The sequence below is a fragment of the Variovorax sp. N23 genome (assembly GCF_025486315.1).
Classification (GTDB): Bacteria; Pseudomonadota; Gammaproteobacteria; order Burkholderiales; family Burkholderiaceae_C; genus Variovorax.
This window is the reverse complement of record NZ_JAOOPY010000006.1, coordinates 160,711-180,209: the sequence shown is the minus strand read 5'-3', so window position 1 is coordinate 180,209 and position 19,499 is coordinate 160,711. Positions and strand designations below refer to the sequence as shown.

Below are 19,499 nucleotides of genomic sequence, written 5' to 3'. Positions count from 1 at the left end.
CATGCGCATCGGCCTGACCGGCGGCATCGGCAGCGGCAAGAGCACGGTGGCCACGATGCTGGGTGACCTGGGCGCCACGCTGATCGACACCGACGCCATCGCGCGCGCCATCTCGCTGCCCGGCGGCGCGGCCGTCCCTGCGATCGAGTCGGCCTTCGGGGCCAACGTGCTCGATGCGGCCGGCGGATTGGACCGGGCCCGCATGCGCGAAATCGTGTTCGCGGATGCCGAGGCCAAGCGGCGGCTCGAAGCCATCCTGCACCCGCTCATCGGCATCGAGACCGAGCGGCAGGCCACGGCGGCCGCGGGCACGCCGATCGTCTTCGACGTGCCGCTGCTGGTGGAGTCGAAACGCTGGCGGCGCATCGTCGATCGCGTGCTGGTGGTCGACGCGAGCGAAGCCACGCAACTGACCCGCGTGCTGGCGCGTTCGGGATGGGCGCCCGAGGCCGTGCGGGCCGTGATTGCCCAGCAGGCGCCGCGCCGCGATCGCCGTGCCGCCGCAGACGCCGTCGTCTTCAACGATGGCCTGAGCCTCGAGGCGCTCGCGGACGAGGTGCGCAGCCTGTGGGCCCACTGGATCGGGCATCCTGCGGCCTGAACCCTGGGGCCCCGCCTCGGCGATCGCCCCCGAAGCAACACGACACACCACATCGCGCACCCTGGGGCTATGATCCCGCGACAGGAAATCGATATACCGCGTGATTCTTTACGAGTACCCCTTCAACGAGCGCATCCGGACTTACCTGCGGCTGGAGCACCTGTTCCGCCGCCTGGGTGAACTGGTCCCCGCAGAGTCCGCCCTCTCGCACCACTACGCGCTGGTCACGATCTTCGAGATCATGGATGTGGCCGCGCGCGCCGACCTCAAGTCCGACGTGCTGCGCGACCTCGACAAGCACAAGAACGTCTTCAACAGCTACCGCGGCAATCCCGCGATCTCCGAGGCCGTGCTCGACCAGGTGGTGGGCCAGCTCGAACGCAATTTCGCCACCCTCAACACCGTGCCCGGCAAGGCCGGACAGTCGTTGACGGAGAACGAGTGGCTCATGAGCATCCGCAGCCGCGCGGGCATTCCGGGCGGCACCTGCGAATTCGATCTGCCGGCCTACCACGCCTGGCAGAACCGGCCGGCCACCGCGCGCCGCGTCGATCTGGAACGCTGGTCGTCGACGCTGGCGCCGCTGGCCGAATCGATCTACCTCCTGCTCAAGCTGCTGCGGGATGCCGACGTGCCCTACAAGGTGATGGCCGCTGGCGGACAGTTCCAGCAGAACCTGCCGCAGGGCCGCAGCTTCCAGTTGCTGCGCCTGCGCATCGACCCGCGCCTGGGCGTGATCCCGGAGATCAGCGGCAACCGGCTGATGGTCTCGGTGCGGATGATGCGGCATGAATCGGACGATCGCCTGCATGCGAGCCTCGACGACACGCCCTTTGAACTGACCCTGTGCGCCTGACGCGCGCATGAACGAACCGGCGTCGCGGCCCGTGTCGGCACGGCGCGCAGGAGAAAAGCCATGACCACCCGCACCACCCCGACCGGCGATCGCATCGTGCGGTGCCCCGCCTGCGGCGAGGACAGCATCTACGGCCCCGGCAATGCCTACCGCCCCTTCTGCAGCGCGCGCTGCAAGGGGGTCGACCTCGGCGCCTGGGCCAGCGAAGAATTCCGCATGCCGGCCGAGGCACCGCCGGACGACGAGCCCTTCGGCGACCCGCGCCTGCAGTAGTGCCTGCTCAGCCGGCGCTTGCGGCGCGTGATTCGCCTGAAGCGCGCTCTTCCGCCAGCCAGGCCAGCACCGGCAGCGCGCCGGGCAGCACCGGCGTCACGTCCAGCGGCAGTTGCTGCCAGCGCATCGCCTGGCCCTCGCGCATCTCGAACTCGCCGTCCCATGCGCGCACCTTGCACCAGTGCAGCCGCACCAGCGCATGCGGGTAGTCGTGCTCGGTGACCTTCCAGACCTCGGCGCCCGCGATGGTGATGCCGAGTTCCTCCTGCAGCTCACGGCGCAGCGCCTGTTCCACGGTCTCGCCCGCTTCGATCTTGCCGCCCGGAAACTCCCAGTAGCCGGCATAGGGCTTGCCCTCCGGTCGCGTCGACAGGAGCAATGCATCGTCCTCGCCGCGGATCAGGATGCCCACCGCCACCTCGGTGTGCTTGCGCGTCTCGACCGCCGCGGTGCTCATGCACGCCCCACGTAGTCGCGCGCAAACTGGTAGGCCACGCGCCCGCTGCGCGAGCCGCGCTCGAGCGCCCAGACCAGCGCGTCGGCCCGCGCGGCGGCGATGGCCGACGCGTCGACACCGAAGGACGACAGCCACTGCGCCACGATCGCCAGGTACTCGGCCTGGCTGAAGGGATAGAAGCTCACCCACAGGCCGAAGCGCTCCGACAGCGAGATCTTCTCCTCGATCACCTCACCCGGATGCACTTCGCCATCGTCGGTGTGGGTGTAGCTGAGGTTGTCCTTCATGTACTCGGGCAAGAGGTGGCGCCGGTTGCTGGTCGCGTAGATCAGCACGTTGGCCGTCGACGCGGCGACCGAGCCGTCGAGGATGGACTTGAGCGCCTTGTAGCCCGGCTCGCCCTCGTCGAAGCTCAGGTCGTCGCTGAAGACGATGAACTTCTCGGGGCGGTTCGCCACCACCTCGACGATGTCCGGCAGATCGGTGAGCTCGGCCTTGTCGACCTCGATCAGCCTCAGGCCCTGCGGCGCATAGGCCTGCAGGCAGGCCCGGATGAGCGAGGACTTGCCGGTGCCGCGCGCGCCGGTCAGCAGCACGTTGTTGGCCGGCTTGCCTTCGACGAACTGGCGCGTGTTGCGCTCGATCTTCTCCTTCTGGACGTCGATCTCCTTGAGCGCATCGAGCGGCATCGGCGCCACATGGCGCACCGGCTCCAGCGTGCCGTGGCCCGAGCTGCGGCGGCGGTAGCGCCAGGCGATGGCGTCCCAATCGGCCGGCGCCTGCAGCGGCTGCGGGAGGATCGACTCGATGCGGGCGATGAGTTGCTCGGCGCGCTCGAGGAGGTGCTCGAACTTTTCGTTCATCGACGCCCGCCCGGCCGCCCGAAGGGCGTTGAGCACCCCCTCGGGGGGCAGTGAATACACACCGTGATGAACGTGGGGGCCATCATGAACGGTAATCGGCGTTGATGGACACGTAGTCGTGGCTCAGGTCGCAGGTCCAGACCGTGTCGGTGGCGTCGCCCCGGCCCAGGCCGATGCGCACCGTGATCTCGCTCTGCTTCATCACACGCTGGCCGTCTTCCTCGCGGTAAGACGGGTTGCGTCCGCCCTTGACGGCCACATGCACGTCGTCGAGGTACAGATCGATGCCGGTCTGGTCGAGGTCATCGATGCCGGCATAGCCGACCGCGGCGAGGATGCGGCCCAGGTTCGGGTCGCTGGCGAAGAAAGCCGTCTTGACCAGCGGCGAATGCGCGACCGCATAAGCGACCTGCCGGCACTCGGCGCCGTCGCGGCCACCTTCGACGCGGATGGTGATGAACTTGGTGGCGCCCTCGCCATCGCGCACGATGGCCTGGGCCAGCAGGCGCGCGACGTTCTGCATCGCGGCGGCCAGCGCACGGCCGTCGGCCGAGTCGAGCGAATCGATGCGCGCATGCGCGGCCTTCTGCGTCGCGATGACGACGAAGGAGTCGTTGGTCGACGTGTCGCCATCGATGGTGACGCGGTTGAACGACGCATCGGCCAGCGCCTTGGCCAGCGGCTGGATGAGTGCCGGGTCGATGCAGGCGTCGGTCGCCATGAAGCCGAGCATGGTCGCCATGTTCGGGCGGATCATGCCGGCGCCCTTGCTGATGCCGGTGACCGTGACGATGGCGCCGCCGATCTGCACCTGCTGGCTGAAGGCCTTCGGCACCGTATCGGTGGTCATGATGCCTTCGGCCGCACGTGCCCAGTGGTCGGGCGCCGCATCGGCCAAGGCTGCGGGCAGCCCGGCCTCGATGCGGTCGACCGGCAGCGGCTCCATGATCACGCCGGTCGAAAACGGCAGGACCTGCTCCGGCGCGATGTTCAGTTCGCGCGCCAGCGCCACGCAGCTCTGGTGCGTGCGCGCCAGGCCGTCCTGGCCGGTGCCTGCATTCGCATTGCCGGTGTTGATCAGCATCGCACGAATGCCGTAGCCCTTGGCCAGATGCGCGCGGCACACCTGCACCGGCGCGGCGCAGAAGCGGTTCTGGGTGAACACGCCGCCGACGGCAGCGCCTTCGTCGATCAGCACGACCGTCAGGTCCTTGCGGTTCGCCTTGCGCACGCCGGCTTCCGCCACGCCGATGCGCACGCCCGGCACCGCATGCAGCGTCGCCGGATTGGGAGGGGTGAGGTTCACTGGCATGGCGTTGTCTTCAAAAGGAGGAACAGGTGAATCAGGTCAGCTTGCCGTGGCACTGCTTGAACTTCTTGCCGCTGCCGCAGGGGCACGGGTCGTTGCGGCCGACGCGCGCGAAAGCCTCGGCCCCGGCGCTCAGCCCGAGACCGGCCGCAGCAGCGCGGCGTGTGCTGTCCTCGTCGACACGCACCTCGACCTCGCCCGTCTCGGTGGGGGCGGTGTAGGTGATGTTGGAAATGGCTTCGGCGCGGCTTTCCATGGTCTCGGCCGCTTCCTCGAGCTGCTCGCCCGACTGCACGCGCACCGTCATGAGCTGGCGCGTGACCTCGTTCTTGACCGAGTCGAGCAGCTGCCCGAAGAGCTCGAAGGCCTCGCGCTTGTATTCCTGCTTCGGCTGCTTCTGCGCATAGCCGCGCAGATGGATGCCCTGGCGCAGGTAGTCGAGCGAAGCCAGGTGCTCACGCCAGTGCGTGTCGATGCTCTGCAGCAGCACCATGCGCTCGAACTGCGTGAAGTTCTCCTGGCCGACCAGGGCCACCTTGGCGGCGAAGGACGCATGGGCCGCGCCGACCACCCGCTCGACGACCTCCTCGTCGCTGATGGCGGTAGCGGCCTCGACCTCCTGCTTCAACGCAAGATCCAGGGCCCAGTCGTTCGCGAGCGTCTTCTCGAGCCCGACGAGGTCCCACTGCTCTTCCACCGATTCGGCGGGCACGTACTGCCGCGCCAGGTCGGAGAAACAGCCTTCGCGCAGTCCTGCGATCTGCGCCGTCAGGTCGGCCGCGTCGAGGATGTCGTTGCGCTGCTGGTAGATCACCTTGCGCTGGTCGTTCGAGACGTCGTCGTACTCGAGCAGCTGCTTGCGCACGTCGAAGTTGCGCGCCTCGACCTTGCGCTGCGCGCTCTCGATGCTGCGCGTGACGATGCCCGCTTCGATCGCCTCGCCGTCCGGCATCTTGAGCCGGTCCATGATGGCCTTGACGCGGTCGCCCGCGAAGATGCGCATCAGCGGGTCGTCCAGGCTCAGGTAGAAGCGCGAGGAGCCCGGGTCGCCCTGCCGGCCCGAACGGCCGCGCAGCTGGTTGTCGATGCGGCGCGACTCGTGCCGCTCGGTGGCGATGATGCGCAGGCCGCCGAGGGCCTTGACCGCCTCGTGGTCCTTCGTCCATTCGGCCCGCACGCGGGCGACCTCGGCCGCCTTGGCGGCTTCGTCCATGCCCTCGTCGGCCTCGATGGCAGCGATCACCTTCTCGATGTTGCCGCCGAGCACGATGTCGGTGCCGCGGCCGGCCATGTTGGTCGCGATGGTGATCATCTTCGCGCGGCCGGCCTGGGCCACGATGTCGGCTTCACGCGCATGCTGCTTCGCGTTGAGCACCTGGTGCGGCAGCCCGGCCTTGGTCAGCAGCGCATCGATGATCTCCGAGTTCTCGATCGACGAGGTGCCCACCAGCACCGGCTGGCCGCGCTCGTAGCATTCGCGGATGTCCTCGATCGCGGCTTCGTATTTCTCGCGCGTCGTCTTGTAGACGCGGTCGAGCTGGTCGTCGCGCCGGCTGATGCGGTTGGGCGGGATGATGACCGTTTCGAGCCCGTAGATCTCCTGGAACTCGTAGGCCTCGGTATCGGCCGTGCCGGTCATGCCCGCCAGCTTGCCGTACAGCCGGAAGTAGTTCTGGAAGGTGATCGACGCCAGCGTCTGGTTCTCGGGCTGGATCTCCACGCCTTCCTTGGCTTCCACCGCCTGGTGCAGGCCGTCGCTCCAGCGGCGCCCGCTCATCAGGCGGCCGGTGAACTCGTCGACGATCACCACCTCGCCCTGCTGCACCACGTAATGCTGGTCGCGGTGGTACAGATGCCGTGCGCGCAATGCGGCATTCAGGTGATGCATCAGCGTGATGTTGGCCGGGTCGTACAGCGATGCGCCTTCGGGCAGCAGCTTGAATTCCGACAGCAGCTGCTCGGCCTTCTCGTGGCCGTCTTCGGTCAGGAACACCTGGTGCGTCTTCTCGTCGACGGTGAAGTCGCCGGGCTTGGTCACGCCCTCGCCGGTGCGCGGGTCTTCCTCGCCCTCCTGCTTCACCAGCAGCGGCACGACCTTGTTGATCGCGAGGTACAGGTCGGTGTGGTCCTCGGCCTGGCCGCTGATGATCAGCGGCGTGCGCGCCTCGTCGATCAGGATCGAGTCGACCTCGTCGACGATCGCGTAGTTCAGCACGCGCTGGACCCGGTCGCGCGACTCGTAGACCATGTTGTCGCGCAGGTAGTCGAAGCCGTACTCGTTGTTCGTGCCGTAGGTGATGTCGGCCCCGTAGGCCGCCTGCTTCTCCTCGCGCGGCATGTTCGGCAGGTTGATGCCCACCGTCAGGCCGAGGAAGTTGTAGAGGCGCCCCATCCATTGCGCGTCGCGGTTGGCCAGGTAGTCGTTGACCGTGACCACATGCACGCCCTTGCCGGACAGCGCGTTGAGGTACACCGGCAGCGTGGCGGTCAGCGTCTTGCCTTCGCCCGTGCGCATCTCGGAGATCTTGCCGTTGTGCAGGGCCATGCCGCCGAGCATCTGGACGTCGAAGTGGCGCATCTTCATGACGCGCTTGGAGCCTTCGCGCACCGTGGCGAAGGCCTCGGGCAGCAGGTCGTCGAGCGACTCGCCCTTGGCGACGCGGTCCTTGAACTCCCCTGTCTTGGCGCGCAGCGCATCGTCGCTGAGTGTCTCGAACTGCGGTTCGAGGGCATTGATGCGTTCCACGGTCTTGCGGTACTGCTTGAGTAGCCGGTCGTTGCGACTGCCGAAGATTTGGGTGAGGAAGTTGGTGGCCATGTGTGAAGGATCGATCGAGCACCCGAACGGATTCGGATGCCGCGACGAAATCCCTAAGATAGGGTGAAAGCACTTGGGCGCGCCGATGCAAAACACAAGCGGCCCGTGCCGGCGCGAACGCCGGCAAACCGGGCATTTTAGCCACTTGACCTCATCCCCTCATGTCATCGACTCGCCGATTCAATTCCTTCACGCTGCTGCAGGCCGCGGACGGATCGCCCACCCTGGCGGGGCTGCTGGCGCGCGCGCAGGATGCCGCCGACCGGCTGAAGGCGATCGAGGGCCTGATTCCGGTCGAGATGCGTCCGGCCATCAAGCCCGGGCCGGCCGAAGATGACGTGTGGTGCCTGATCGTGCAGGGCAGCGCCGCCGCGGCCAAGCTGCGCCAGCTGGCGCCGACGCTGGTGGCGCGACTGAATGCGCGAGGCTGGAAGGTGGCGAGCATCCGCATCAAGGTGCAGACGCGGCGCTGAGCAGCGCAGCCAAAGCGTCGAAGGGCTCGACGCGAAAAAAAGAAAGTGGTGCCGCTTGTCGGAATCGAACTGACGACCTACCGCTTACAAGGCGGTTGCTCTACCAACTGAGCTAAAGCGGCGTGGGGCTGGATTCTATCCAAGGGTCACCGAGGCACGCCCCGATGACGCTTACTTGATGCGCTTCAGAGAAGGCTTGGCACCGCCACCGGCAGGCGGGCGCGGCGGCTCGGTCCCGTCGACGCCGGCATCGGACTCGTCGCGTGCATCCGGCGTGCCTTCGGTCGTCACCAGATGAACGACCTTGCCTGTCTCGCCTTCGCCTTCGCGGGACGCCTCGCGCAACGGCGTGCGCGCTGCGGCCACGGGCGTCGAGGCCACGACCGGCGCCGGAGCCGAACCGTCGCCATCGGCCGCTCCGGCAGGTGCCGGCGCCGGAAAGGCCATGCCCTGACCGTTCTCGCGCGCGTAGATCGCGATCACCCGGCCAACCGGCACGATGATCTCGCGTGCAGAGCCCGCAAAGCGCGCCTTGAACTCGATGAACTCGTTGCCCAGCTTGAGCGAACTGGTGGCGTCGAAGCTGACGTTCAGCACGATCTCGCCGTTCTTCACGTACTCGCGCGGCACCTGGACGGTGTCGTCGACCTGCACCGCCACATAGGGCGTGAACCCGTTGTCGGTGCACCATTCATACATCGCCCGAATCAGATAGGGGCGGGTGGAGGACGAGTCGAGTGCGTTGAGCATGAGGAACGGGGAACGCGTTGGATGATGCTTACTTGCGCATCACCTTTTCGGACGGCGTCAGTGCCTCGATATAGGCCGGGCGCGAGAAGATGCGCTCGGCGTACTTCAGCAGCGGTGCCGCGTTCTTGCTCAGGTCGATGCCGTAGTAGTCCAGACGCCAGAGCAGCGGCGCGATGGCCACGTCGAGCATCGAGAAGTTGTCGCCCAGCATGTACTTGTTCTTGAGGAACACGGGTGCCAGTTGCGTGAGGCGGTCGCGGATATGGGCACGGGCCTTCTCCAGCGCCTTCTCGTTACCCTTGGCGGTGCGGTTCTCGAGCGTCGCGACATGCACGAACAGTTCCTTTTCGAAGTTCAGCAGGAACAGGCGCACGCGGGCGCGGTCGACCGGGTCGCCGGGCATCAGTTGCGGATGCGGGAAGCGCTCGTCGATGTACTCGTTGATGATGTTCGACTCGTACAGGATCAGGTCGCGCTCGACCAGGATCGGCACCTGGCCGTACGGATTCATCACGCTGATGTCTTCGGGCTTGTTGTACAGGTCGACGTCGCGGATCTCGAAGTCCATGCCCTTCTCGAACAGGACGAAACGGCAGCGGTGGGAAAAGGGGCAGGTCGTACCTGAATACAGAACCATCATGGCGGGAGACTCCTAAAAATCAAAAAGAGTGGGTCGCGTTGGCAACCCACTCCGTGGGACCGGCCACGCCCTGGGGCGCGTGCCGATCGGCATATGCACGGCTACTTGACGTCTTTCCAGAAAGCCGCATTGAGCCGCCAGACGAAGACCAGCGCCATCACCAGGAACAGCAGCACCCACACACCAACGCGCACACGCGTGTTCTGCGCCGGCTCGGCCATCCACTGCAGGTAGTTGACCAGGTCGCCCACCGCCTGGTCGTACTGCAAAGGCGTCATGGCGCCAGGGCTGAGCTGTTCCCACCCCTTGAACACTTCCACTTCGTGGCCGTGCTGCTCCACCTTGTCGTAGACCGGGCGGCGGTTGCCCTGCAGTTCCCAGAGCACGTTCGGCATGCCGACACTCGGGAACGTCAGGTTGTTCCAGCCGGTGGCCTTGGTGTCGTCGCGGTAATAGGTGCGCAGGTAGGTGTAGAGGTAGTCGGCACCGGTGCCGCCATGGCCGGCACGCGAGCGCGCCACCAGCGTCAGGTCGGGCGGGTTGGCGCCGAACCACTCCTTGGCCTGGCGCGGATCGATGTTGGCCTTCATCACGTCGCCGACTCTCTCGGTCGTGAACAGAAGGTTGTCCTTGATCTGCTGCTCGGAGATGCCGATGTCCTGCAGGCGGTTGTAGCGCATGAAGGCCGCCGAGTGGCAACCCAGGCAGTAGTTGACGAACAACTTGGCGCCGTTCTGCAGCGAGGCCAGGTCGTTGGTGCGGTTGGGCGCCTTGTCCCAGGCGAGACCGCCTTGCGCAGCGTGGACGCCGGTGACGATACCGAGTGCGGCGATCAGCGTGAGGATCAGTTTCTTCATTGTTCTTCTCTCCAGCTCAGTGCGCAGTGAAGGTCACGCGCTCCGGCACCGGCTTGAATTCGCCCAGACGGCTCCACCACGGCATCAGCAGGAAGAAGCCGAAATAGAACAGGCTGCCCACCTGCGAGACGCGTTCGCCGAGCGGCGACGGCGGCTGCACGCCCAGATAGCCCAGGATCAGGAAGTTGATGACGAACACGCCGTAGAGGTACTTGTTCCACGTCGGGCGGTAGCGGATCGACTTCACCGGGCTGTGGTCCAGCCAGGGGAGGAAGAACAGGATGATGACGGCACCGCCCATCACGACAACGCCCCAGAACTTGGCGTCGATCGACAGCATCAGCACGGCGACCACCACGGCGGCCACCACGATCGCGCCCTTGACCAGGGCCGCGACGCGCGCCTTCCACACGCCGAACACGGCACCGGCCACGACGCAGGCGATGAGCGCATACATCATTTCGCTGGTGATGGCGCGCAGCATCGAATAGAAGGGCGTGAAGTACCAGACCGGCGCGATGTGGATCGGCGTCTTGAGCGAATCGGCCGGGATGAAGTTGTTGTACTCCAGGAAGTAGCCACCCATCTCCGGCGCGAAGAAGATGATCGCCGAGAAGATCGTCAGGAAGATCACGACGCCGAAGATGTCGTGCACCGAGTAGTACGGGTGCGAGGGGATGCCGTCGAGCGGATGGCCGTCCGGGCCCCGATGGGCTTTGATCTCGATGCCGTCGGGGTTGTTCGAGCCGACTTCGTGCAGGGCGATCAGGTGGGCCACCACCAGGCCGAGCAGCACCAGCGGCACGGCGATCACGTGGAAGCTGAAGAAGCGGTTGAGGGTGGCATCGCTCACCACGTAATCGCCGCGAATCAGCAGGGCCAGGTCCGGGCCGACGAAGGGAATGGCCGCGAACAGGTTGACGATCACCTGCGCGCCCCAGTAGCTCATCTGGCCCCAGGGCAGCAGGTAGCCCATGAAGGCTTCGGCCATGAGGCACAGGAAGATCGCGCAGCCGAAGATCCAGATCAGTTCGCGCGGCTTGCGGTAGCTGCCGTAGATGAGGCCGCGGAACATATGCAGGTAGACGACGATGAAGAACGCCGAGGCGCCCGTGGAGTGCATGTAGCGGATGAGCCAGCCCCAGGGCACGTCGCGCATGATGTACTCGACCGAGGCGAAGGCCAGGTTCGCATCGGGCTTGTAGTGCATCACCAGGAAGATGCCGGTCACGATCTGGATGACCAGCACCAGCATCGCGAGCGAGCCGAAGATGTACCACCAGTTGAAGTTCTTGGGCGCGTAGTACTGGCCCCACTGGTCGTTCCACAGCTTGGTCAGCGGGAAGCGGTTGTCGACCCAGTTCAGCAGCTTCTCGGCGGCCGGGGCGTTGGGGGAGATGTCCTTGAATTCAGCCATGTCGTCTCTTCCCTCAGGCCTTCTTGTCTTCGCCGATGAGCAGGCGGGTGTCCGACAGGTACATGTGCGGCGGCACCGGCAGGTTGTCGGGTGCGGGCTTGTTCTTGAAGACGCGACCGGCCAGATCGAAAGTCGAGCCGTGGCACGGGCAGAGGAAGCCGCCTTCCCAGTTGTCGGGCAACGAGGGCTGCGGCCCGGGCTGGAGCCTGTCGATCGGCGAGCAACCCAGGTGCGTGCAGATACCGACCACCACCAGCACTTCGGGCTTGATCGACCGACCTTCGTTGCGGGCGTACTCGGGGGTGAATTCGGCAGGATTGCGCTCGGACTTCGGGTCGGCCAGTTGACTGTCGAGCTTGGGCAGTTCGGCGATCTGCTGCGGCGTCCGCTTGAGGATCCACACCGGCTTTCCGCGCCATTCGACCGTGAGCTTCTCACCGACCTGCATGGCGCTGATGTCGACTTCGATCGGCGCACCGGCGGCCTTGGCGCGCTCGGAGGGCTGGAACGTGCTGACGAACGGGATCGCAGTCGCCACACCACCCACCGCACCGGCGCAGCTGGAGGCGATCAACCACGTCCGCTTGCTCTTGTCTATCCGGGGGGCGCCGACGGGGATGTCACTCATGGGGGTCCTCAATCTTGTCGCTGGGGTGGGATCAGCCGGCGATTGTAGCGGAGCGTCACAGGCGACCTCAACGCGCACGACACGGCGTGGCACGGTGTGTGCGTGCCCCTCGATGCCTCCTATACTGGCCGGCCTTCACACCGGCGAGGAGCTTGAGATGAGCGTTATGAAAGAGTTCCGCGAATTCGCGGTCAAGGGCAATGTGGTCGACCTGGCCGTCGGGGTGATCATCGGCGCGGCCTTCGGCAAGATCGTCGATTCCCTGGTCACCGACATCATCATGCCGATCGTCGGCCTGGTCTTCGGCAAGCTCGACTTCTCCAATCTCTACGTCGTGCTGGGCACGGTTCCGACCGGTGTGGCGAACAACCTGGCCGACCTCAAGAAGGCCGGCGTGGCGGTGCTGGCGTACGGGAACTTCATCACCATCGCGGTCAACTTCATCATCCTGGCCTTCATCATCTTCATGATGGTCAAGCAGGTGAACAAGCTGCGCAAGAAGGAAGAAGCCGCGCCCGCCGTGGCCGCACCGCCGGAAGACATCGCCCTGCTGCGCGAGATCCGCGACAGTCTCAAGCGCCCCTGAGAGGCTGAGCGTCCGAGCCTGTGAGCGCTTCCGGCGCGAGCGCACGCGCCATCCGGATCGCCTCGATCAGGCTCGATGCGTCGGCGCGCCCGGTGCCGGCGATGTCGAAAGCCGTGCCGTGGTCCGGACTGGTGCGCACCAGCGGCAGCCCGAGCGTCACGTTCACGCCCTTCTCCACACCCAGATACTTGACCGGGATCAAACCTTGGTCGTGGTACATGGCGATCACGACGTCGAATTCCCCCGGCTGGGCCGGCGTCGTGCGGGCCCGCATGAAGACCGTATCGGGCGCGTAGGGCCCGTGCGCATCGATGCCCTCGGCCCGCGCGGCGGCAATCGCCGGCGCGATGATGTCGCGCTCTTCCGAACCGAACAGTCCGCCCTCGCCCGCATGCGGATTCAATCCGGCCACGCCGATGCGCGGCGGGCGGCCCAGCGCCGCGCCCAGGGCCTGGTGCGCGATGCGGATCGTCGCCAGCACGCCGTCGAAACGCACCGCGTCGATGGCGTCACGCAGCGACATGTGGATGCTCACGAGCACGGTGCGCATCTCGTCGTTCGCCAGCATCATCCGCACGGGCACCTCGGTCACCGGGCGATGGAGGTGCGCCGCGGCCTCGGCCTGCAGCAATTCCGTATGGCCGGGAAACGCGAAGCCGGCGGCAGCCAACGACTCCTTGTGCAGCGGCGCGGTGACGATCGCCGACACCTGCCCGGCGAGCGCGGCCCGGGCCGCCCACACCACGCAGTCGCCCGCCGCCTTGCCGGCCGCGGCACCGACCTGCCCCGTCACCACGCCTTCCGGCGGTGCGATGGCCTGGAGCACGGGCAGGCAGTTCGGGGGCAGGCGCAACACCTCATCGGGATGTTCGATCGACGCGACCGGGATCGACACGCCCGCCGGTGCAGTCAGCAACCGCTGCGCAGCGCGCAGGGTGGCCAGGTCGCCCACCACGAAGCAGCCACGGGTCAGCGCGGGCGCATCGCGGAAGGCCTTCACGACGATCTCCGGTCCGATGCCCGCAGGGTCGCCCATCGTGATCGCGATGGGCAGCCGGTTCGTGCCAGTGGCCATGCTCATGCCGGGTTGTCGATGTCGATGAACTCGTGCGCCAGCCCGAGTTGCGCAGCGATGTGCGCCGCCACGGCGGGTGCGCCGTAGCGCTCGGTGGCATGGTGGCCGCAGGCCAGGAAGGCCACGCCCATCTCGCGTGCACAGTGCGCCTGCGGTTCGGAGATCTCGCCGGTCAGGAAGGCATCGGCGCCCGCGGCGATGGCCGCCTCGAAGTGGCCCTGCGCCCCGCCGGTGCACCAGGCCACCGTCCTGATCGGCCGCCGTCCACCATCGACCAGCGTGACCTGCCGGCCGAGCACCGCCTGCGCATGCGCCGCGAGCGCTGCCGCATCGGCAAAGACACCGCCATCGGCACGACCGCCGATGAAGCCCAGGTCCTGCTCGCCGAAGCGGCCTGCCGCGCCGGTGTTCGCGACCAGGCCGAGCTGCAGCCCCAGCTGCGCGTTGTTGCCGAGTTCCGGATGCGCATCGAGCGGCAGGTGGTAGGCGAAGAGGTTCACGTCGTCGCCCAGCAGCAGGCCCAGGCGCTGGCGCATCCAGCCGGTGACCCGGCCGTCCTGCCCGCGCCAGAACAGGCCGTGGTGCACGAAGATCGCGTCGGCTTCCGCATAGATGGCGGCCTCGATCAAGGCGCGGCTGGCGGTCACGCCCGAGACGATCTTGCGCACCGTGGTGCGGCCTTCGACCTGCAGCCCGTTCGGCCCGTAGTCCTTGAAGCGCTCGGGCGCCAGCAGCAGGTCGAACGCATGGAGAAGTTCGTGGCGGGTGGTCGTCATCCCGCCATTGTTACGCCTTCGGCGCCGCCCGCATCGGATAGCCGCGCGAAGCCATCGGCAGCAGGGCCAGCAACAAGCCCAGCACCGCCAGCGTGCCGACGTAGTGCGCGGGCGCCATGGGGTCCTTCTGCAGCCACAGCGTGAGGATCACCGGCGTCAGGCCGCCGAAGATCGCGTACGACATGTTGTAGGCAAAGGACAGGCCCGAGAAGCGGATGGGTGCCGGGAAGGCGCGCACGCTGGCGATCGGCACCGTGGCGATCGTGCCGACGAAGAAGCCGACCAGCCCGTAGTGCCACACCAGCGAGGCCGGCGTGCCAGGCAGGCTCGTGTAGAACAGGTACGACGTGACCAGCAGGCCGCCCCAGCCGATCAGCATCACGGCGCGGGTGCCGAGGCGGTCCGTCGCCCAGCCGACCACGATGCAGCCAAGGGTGAGCGTCAGGGTGGCCAGCGCATTGGCCTGGAGCGCCAGCGCAGCCGGCACGTGGTGCACCTTCTGCAGGTAGGTCGGCGTGTACAGCACGACCACCACGATGGCGGCCGAGAGCACCCAGGTCAGCAGGCCGACGAAGACGACGGCGCCGCGGTGTTCGCGCAGGATGGTCCTGACCGGCAGTTCGCGCGCGACGCTGCGGCGGCCAGCCAGTTCCTGGAACACCGGCGTCTCGTGAAGGAAGCGCCGCAGGTACACCGACACCAGTCCGAACACGCCGCCCAGGATGAACGGGATGCGCCAGGCGAAGTCGTTGACCTCGGCCGGCGCGTAGTGCGTGTTGATGGCCACCGCCACCAGCGACCCCAGCAGGATGCCGCCGGTGATGCCCGACGTGAGCGTGCCCACGGCGAAGCCGTAGCGCCTGGCCGGCACATGCTCGGCCACGAAGACCCAGGCGCCGGGCATCTCGCCGCCGATGGCGGCGCCCTGCAGCACGCGCATGGCGAGCAGCAGCAGCGGTGCCGCCACGCCGATGCTGGCGTAGGTCGGCAGCAGGCCGATCACCAGCGTGGGCGCGGCCATCAGGAAGATCGACAGCGTGAACATGCGCTTGCGGCCGAGGATGTCGCCGAAGTGCGCGATGACGATGCCGCCGAGCGGCCGCGCCAGGTAGCCCGCGGCGAAGATGCCGAAGGTCTGCAGCTGGCGCAGCCAGTCCGGCATGTCGATGGGGAAGAACAGCGCGCCCAGCACGGTCGCGAAGAACACGTAGATGACGAAGTCGTAGAACTCGAGCGTGCCGCCGAGGGCGGAGAGGGAGAGCGTCTTGTAGTCGCGCGCGTTCAGCGTGCGGCCGGCCGCGTCCGCGGAAGCGGCGTGTTCGGCAAGGATGGTGGCAGTCATGGGCAGGCAGGAATGGAAGCGGGCGGCACGGCATCGCCGTGGCGCAAGGGCGGCGATTTTAAGGGTTTCCCCTAGTCGCAGCCGTTACCCGCTCTGGTCCGAGCGGTCCCGGCCTCCGCTGACGGAGCCGTGAAGGCCTTTGATGGACAATGACCGCCCCCGGCGCCACGCTGCAGTGCGCGCACTTCCTCATCTCTCCGACCTCTTCATGAAACGCACCTGGCTGCTGTTTGCCCAAGCCGTGACCGTCCTGCTGGCGGCCTACTTCGTCGTCGCCACGCTCAAGCCCGAGTGGCTGAACCGCCGCACCTCGCTCGCCGGCGTCGTCTCGGTGATCGAAGCCCCGGGCGGCACCGCGCCGGCTCCGGCAGCGCCCGGCAGCCTCAGCAGCGCAGCCAAGAAGGCGGCGCCCGCGGTCGTGAGCATCAACACCAGCAAGGCGGCCCAGCGCCATCCCCGCAGCAACGACCCGTGGTTCCGCTTCTTCTTCGGCGACCAGGGCGACAGCCAGCCGCAGGTCGGCCTGGGCAGCGGCGTGATCGTCAGCACCGATGGCTACATCCTCACCAACAACCACGTGGTCGAGGGGGCCGACGAGATCGAGGTGACGCTCAACGACAGCCGCCATGCACGCGGCAAGGTGATCGGCACCGACCCGGACACCGACCTCGCCGTGCTGAAGATCGAGCTCGACAAGCTGCCCGCGATCGTGTTGGGCAACTCCGACACGCTGCAGGTGGGCGACCAGGTGCTCGCCATCGGCAACCCCTTCGGCGTGGGCCAGACGGTGACCAGCGGTATCGTCTCGGCGCTGGGCCGCAACCAGCTCGGCATCAACACCTTCGAGAACTTCATCCAGACCGATGCGGCCATCAACCCTGGCAATTCGGGCGGTGCGCTGGTCGACATCAACGGCAACCTCGAAGGCATCAACACCGCGATCTACTCGCGCTCGGGCGGCAGCATGGGCATCGGCTTCGCGATTCCCGTCTCGATCGCCAAGCAGGTGCTGGGCGACATCGTGAAGGAAGGCAAGGTCACGCGCGGCTGGATCGGCGTGGAGCCGAACGATCTGTCGCCCGAACTGGCAGAAACCTTCGGCGTGAAGGCCAATGCGGGCGTCATCATCACCGGCGTGCTGCAGAACGGCCCCGCGGCGCAGGCGGGCATCCGTCCGGGCGACGTGATCACCAGCGTCGACGACAAGAAGGTGGACAACGTGCAGGAACTGCTGACGGCCGTGGCCGGCCTGAAGCCGGGCAGCGAATCGCGCTTCGCGCTGCAGCGCGGGACCGACAAGATGGAACTGAACGTGGTGCCGGGCCTGCGGCCGAAAACGCCGGTGCGTCGCACCCCGAACGACCCCGAATGATGTCCGGCGGCACCGCGCGGTGCCGCCAGCGCATCGGGACCGATCAGGACTGCGGAGAGTCGGCGCCCTCTTCCGCCGGTGCCGCGCTGTGCTTCACGAAGTAGCGCGCGGCGATGATGCCCACCTCGTAGAGCAGGCACATCGGGATGGCCAGCGCCAGCTGCGACACCACGTCGGGTGGCGTGAGCACCGCGGCCACCACGAAGGACAGCACGATGAAGTAGCCGCGGAAGCTGCGCAGCTTCTCGATGGTGACCATCTCGAAGCGCACCAGCAGCATCACGACGATCGGCACCTGGAAGGCGCAGCCGAACGCGATGTAGAGCGACAGGATCGCCTCGACATACGAGGAGATGTCCGGCGTGGCATTCACGCTCGGCGGCGTGAAGCGCTGGATGAAGCCGAACATCTTGTCCAGCACGAAGAACTGCACGAAACCGATGCCTGCATAAGCCAGCAGGCTGCCGAACAGGATCAGCGGCAGCGCGAACTTCTTTTCATGGCTGTAGAGCCCCGGCGCCACGAACATCCAGATCTGGTACATGAGCCAGGGCAGCGCCAGCAGCACGGCCGTCATGCCCAGCACCTTCAGGGGTACGAAAAAGGGCGAGAACACGCCCACCGCGATGAGCTTGGCGCCCTCGGGCATGTGGGCGCGGATCGGTATCGCGATCAGGTCGATCAGCCCTGCCGGGCCGGGCCAGAAGGCGAGCAGCGCCGCCGCCACGGCGAGGCCGTAGACGCAGTAGAGCAGGCGGTCGCGCAACTCCATGAGGTGCGCGACGAAGGGCTGCTCGGTGCCGGCCAGTTCGTCTTCTTTGTTCTTGTCGGTGGAATCGGCCATGGGGGACGCTGCGGGCAGGAAATCGGAGGCGCACTGCGCGCGGCCGGGTTCGGCGTGGCGGCTAGTTGATCTTGTGCGGACGGAAGCGGGCGACACGCGCCGCGCCGGAAAGCGCCTTGGTACGCACGCCGTTGCGCGACTTGTACCACTGCGGCGTGGCGCCCTGTTTCAGGCGCCAGTTCTTGCGGGGGTGCCTGTACTCGGGGTACGACGGCACCTCGGGTTCGGCCAGCGCCGACAGCGTCTGCCCGCTTTCGGAGAACTGCTTCTCGAAGTCGCTGGCACCCGTGTGGATGCTCTGTTCGACATCGCGCGCAGCCTCCTGGACGGTGTCCTTCATCTTGCGCAGCTCGTCCAGATCCATCGACCGGTTGACCTCGGCCTTCACGTCGTTGACGTAGCGCTGCGCCTTGCCCAGCAGCATGCCCACCGTGCGGGCCACGCGCGGCAGCTTCTCGGGGCCGATGACGATCAGCGCCACCGCGCCGATCAGCGCGAGCTTCGAAATGCCGAGGTCGATCACGCGGGTCGGCTCAGGACTTCTGACGCGCTTCGACGTCGATGGTCGACTTGTCGGCGGCCGGCGTGCCGGTCACGTGTTGCGTGGGGGTGGCCGGCGTGTCGGTGGTCGAGCCGTCTTTCATGCCGTCCTTGAAGCCCTTCACGGCGCCGCCCAGGTCGGAGCCCATGTTGCGCAACTTCTTGGTGCCGAAGATCATGACCACGACGAGCAGCACGATCAGCCAGTGCCAGATAGAAAAAGAACCCATGGATGACTCCTGAAGAATGTGAAGAATTTTAGACCGGGCCGGCTATCAGCCCTTGAGCCAGGGGCGGGGGCCGCCCATGACGTGAACATGGAGATGGTGCACTTCCTGGCCGCCCTCGGCACCGGTGTTCACCACCACGCGGTAGCCGCCGTCCGGATAGGGCCGGCAGCCGTGCTCGAGCGCGAGTTTCGGCGCCAAGGTCATGATCTTGCCCATCAGCCCGGCATCGTCGGGCGTCAGCTGCGCCATCGAGGCGATGTGCCGCTTGGGAACCAGCATGAAATGGACCGGCGCCCACGGCGCGATGTCGTGGAAGCCGTAGAGGTCTTCGTCCTCGTAGACCTTCTTCGAGGGGATCTTCCCGTCGATGATCTTGCAGAAGATGCAGTTCGGATCAGACGACATCGGCAGGCTCCATCGGACGGCCGGCGTTCATGCGCACCATGCCCTTGACGATACGGTAGAGAAACCACAGCGAGATCAGGCCCCAGGCGATCCAGCCGGGCACGAAGAACAGGAGCCACAGCCACGACGTCAGCACGTAGAGGATGCCCGCCCAGAGCACCGAACGGATGCGCCAGCTGAAATGCGACTTCTGCCAGGTGCCACGGGCGTCGTCGCGCTTGACCAGGTCGATCACCAGCGCGATGAGCAGCAGCACGATCGACGCCTGGGCGCCCGGCAGCACCGCGCCGACCGCGACGATCAGGTGCAGGATGTAGCTGACCCAGCCCCAGGTCCTGAGCGATTCGTCGGGCTCGGCGTTCACGATGTCGTTGGCCATGGCTTCAC

The 19,499-nt window shown here is 66.8% G+C and carries 23 protein-coding genes and 1 tRNA gene; 6 read left to right on the top strand and 18 right to left on the bottom strand.

The genetic code is table 11. The annotated features are described in order from the left end of the window. Position 1: 1 nt before the first annotated feature. The 3 genes from coaE to N8A90_RS11565 all read left to right on the top strand — a co-directional run bounded on the left by coaE (position 2) and on the right by N8A90_RS11565 (position 1,730). Positions 2-601 carry a dephospho-CoA kinase gene (gene coaE / locus N8A90_RS11575; RefSeq protein ID WP_262075026.1) on the top strand — a complete coding sequence of 200 codons (600 nt, stop codon included), beginning with the start codon at positions 2-4 and terminating at the stop codon, positions 599-601. A gap of 100 nt (positions 602-701) precedes the next feature. Beyond that, entirely contained in the window at positions 702-1,457 is a 756-nt protein-coding gene (gene zapD, locus N8A90_RS11570; RefSeq protein ID WP_262075025.1) for a cell division protein ZapD, read from the top strand. Between the two features lie 60 nt (positions 1,458-1,517). Then, positions 1,518-1,730 carry a DNA gyrase inhibitor YacG gene (locus N8A90_RS11565; protein ID WP_262075024.1) on the top strand — a complete coding sequence of 71 codons (213 nt, stop codon included), beginning with the start codon at positions 1,518-1,520 and terminating at the stop codon, positions 1,728-1,730. Between the two features lie 7 nt (positions 1,731-1,737). Here the strand turns inward: N8A90_RS11565 and mutT are convergent, their stop codons facing one another. The 4 genes from mutT to secA all read right to left on the bottom strand — a co-directional run bounded on the left by mutT (position 1,738) and on the right by secA (position 7,177). Beyond that, entirely contained in the window at positions 1,738-2,187 is a 450-nt protein-coding gene (gene mutT / locus N8A90_RS11560; protein WP_262075022.1) for an 8-oxo-dGTP diphosphatase MutT, read from the bottom strand. Beyond that, on the bottom strand, positions 2,184-3,050 hold the full coding sequence (locus N8A90_RS11555) for an ATP-binding protein (RefSeq protein ID WP_262075021.1): 867 nt from the start codon (positions 3,048-3,050) through the stop codon (positions 2,184-2,186). Before N8A90_RS11555 ends, mutT begins: the two co-directional genes overlap by 4 nt. Positions 3,051-3,132: 82 nt before the next feature. Next, entirely contained in the window at positions 3,133-4,362 is a 1,230-nt protein-coding gene (gene argJ, locus N8A90_RS11550; protein ID WP_262075019.1) for a bifunctional glutamate N-acetyltransferase/amino-acid acetyltransferase ArgJ, read from the bottom strand. 31 nt (positions 4,363-4,393) lie between these two features. Next, positions 4,394-7,177, bottom strand: a complete 2,784-nt coding sequence (gene secA / locus N8A90_RS11545) for a preprotein translocase subunit SecA (RefSeq protein ID WP_262075018.1) — start codon at positions 7,175-7,177, stop codon at positions 4,394-4,396. A 161-nt stretch (positions 7,178-7,338) separates the two neighbouring features. Here secA and N8A90_RS11540 point away from each other — a divergent pair, with 161 nt between their 5' ends. Continuing rightward, entirely contained in the window at positions 7,339-7,650 is a 312-nt protein-coding gene (locus tag N8A90_RS11540; RefSeq protein WP_262075017.1) for a DciA family protein, read from the top strand. A 46-nt stretch (positions 7,651-7,696) separates the two neighbouring features. On the opposite strand, the gene N8A90_RS11535 is transcribed toward N8A90_RS11540, so the two are convergent. The 6 genes from N8A90_RS11535 to petA form a co-directional block, all read right to left on the bottom strand. After that, a tRNA-Thr gene (locus tag N8A90_RS11535) sits at positions 7,697-7,772 on the bottom strand. Positions 7,773-7,821: 49 nt separating this feature from the next. Then, complete coding sequence (locus tag N8A90_RS11530; RefSeq protein WP_262075016.1) at positions 7,822-8,400, bottom strand: ClpXP protease specificity-enhancing factor; 579 nt, start codon at positions 8,398-8,400, stop codon at positions 7,822-7,824. 28 nt (positions 8,401-8,428) lie between these two features. After that, the gene (locus tag N8A90_RS11525) at positions 8,429-9,040 is read right to left on the bottom strand and encodes a glutathione S-transferase N-terminal domain-containing protein (RefSeq protein WP_262075014.1); all 612 of its coding nucleotides are present in this window, start codon (positions 9,038-9,040) and stop codon (positions 8,429-8,431) included. Between the two features lie 101 nt (positions 9,041-9,141). Continuing rightward, on the bottom strand, positions 9,142-9,897 hold the full coding sequence (locus N8A90_RS11520; RefSeq protein WP_262075012.1) for a cytochrome c1: 756 nt from the start codon (positions 9,895-9,897) through the stop codon (positions 9,142-9,144). A 16-nt stretch (positions 9,898-9,913) separates the two neighbouring features. Beyond that, positions 9,914-11,314 carry a cytochrome b gene (locus N8A90_RS11515; protein WP_262075010.1) on the bottom strand — a complete coding sequence of 467 codons (1,401 nt, stop codon included), beginning with the start codon at positions 11,312-11,314 and terminating at the stop codon, positions 9,914-9,916. Positions 11,315-11,327: 13 nt separating this feature from the next. Beyond that, the gene (gene petA / locus N8A90_RS11510; RefSeq protein WP_262075009.1) at positions 11,328-11,942 is read right to left on the bottom strand and encodes a ubiquinol-cytochrome c reductase iron-sulfur subunit; all 615 of its coding nucleotides are present in this window, start codon (positions 11,940-11,942) and stop codon (positions 11,328-11,330) included. A 157-nt stretch (positions 11,943-12,099) separates the two neighbouring features. Here petA and mscL point away from each other — a divergent pair, with 157 nt between their 5' ends. After that, positions 12,100-12,528: a large conductance mechanosensitive channel protein MscL gene (gene mscL / locus N8A90_RS11505; RefSeq protein WP_262075008.1), complete on the top strand. Its 429-nt coding sequence runs from the start codon at positions 12,100-12,102 to the stop codon at positions 12,526-12,528. Here mscL and pdxA read toward each other — a convergent pair. Genes pdxA through N8A90_RS11490 form a run of 3 tightly spaced genes read right to left on the bottom strand, consistent with a single transcriptional unit; the run spans position 12,515 to position 15,721 of the window. Further along, on the bottom strand, positions 12,515-13,609 hold the full coding sequence (pdxA, locus tag N8A90_RS11500) for a 4-hydroxythreonine-4-phosphate dehydrogenase PdxA (RefSeq protein ID WP_410087664.1): 1,095 nt from the start codon (positions 13,607-13,609) through the stop codon (positions 12,515-12,517). The two genes, mscL and pdxA, sit on opposite strands and share 14 nt — an antisense overlap. Further along, positions 13,606-14,379 (bottom strand): Nif3-like dinuclear metal center hexameric protein, encoded by a 774-nt coding sequence (locus N8A90_RS11495; protein WP_262075006.1) that lies wholly within the window; start codon positions 14,377-14,379, stop codon positions 13,606-13,608. The genes pdxA and N8A90_RS11495 overlap by 4 nt, the downstream gene beginning before the upstream one ends. 10 nt (positions 14,380-14,389) lie before the next feature. Next, a complete protein-coding gene (locus tag N8A90_RS11490) occupies positions 14,390-15,721 on the bottom strand; it encodes an MFS transporter (protein ID WP_262075005.1) in 1,332 nt (443 codons plus the stop codon). A 208-nt stretch (positions 15,722-15,929) separates the two neighbouring features. On the opposite strand from N8A90_RS11490, the gene N8A90_RS11485 reads away from it, so the two are divergent. Further along, positions 15,930-17,093 (top strand): S1C family serine protease, encoded by a 1,164-nt coding sequence (locus N8A90_RS11485; protein WP_262075004.1) that lies wholly within the window; start codon positions 15,930-15,932, stop codon positions 17,091-17,093. Positions 17,094-17,136: 43 nt separating this feature from the next. Here the strand turns inward: N8A90_RS11485 and tatC are convergent, their stop codons facing one another. The 5 genes from tatC to N8A90_RS11460 form a co-directional block, all read right to left on the bottom strand. Continuing rightward, positions 17,137-17,937, bottom strand: coding sequence for a twin-arginine translocase subunit TatC (gene tatC, locus N8A90_RS11480; RefSeq protein WP_262075003.1), 801 nt, complete (start codon positions 17,935-17,937; stop codon positions 17,137-17,139). Positions 17,938-17,998: 61 nt separating this feature from the next. Next, positions 17,999-18,460 (bottom strand): Sec-independent protein translocase protein TatB, encoded by a 462-nt coding sequence (tatB, locus tag N8A90_RS11475; protein ID WP_262074998.1) that lies wholly within the window; start codon positions 18,458-18,460, stop codon positions 17,999-18,001. A 10-nt stretch (positions 18,461-18,470) separates the two neighbouring features. Next, positions 18,471-18,707, bottom strand: a complete 237-nt coding sequence (gene tatA, locus N8A90_RS11470; protein WP_262074996.1) for a Sec-independent protein translocase subunit TatA — start codon at positions 18,705-18,707, stop codon at positions 18,471-18,473. Between the two features lie 45 nt (positions 18,708-18,752). Next, positions 18,753-19,112, bottom strand: a complete 360-nt coding sequence (locus N8A90_RS11465; protein ID WP_262074995.1) for a histidine triad nucleotide-binding protein — start codon at positions 19,110-19,112, stop codon at positions 18,753-18,755. Continuing rightward, positions 19,102-19,491 carry a DUF4870 family protein gene (locus N8A90_RS11460; RefSeq protein ID WP_262074994.1) on the bottom strand — a complete coding sequence of 130 codons (390 nt, stop codon included), beginning with the start codon at positions 19,489-19,491 and terminating at the stop codon, positions 19,102-19,104. The genes N8A90_RS11465 and N8A90_RS11460 overlap by 11 nt, the downstream gene beginning before the upstream one ends. Between the last annotated feature and the right edge of the window lie 8 nt (positions 19,492-19,499).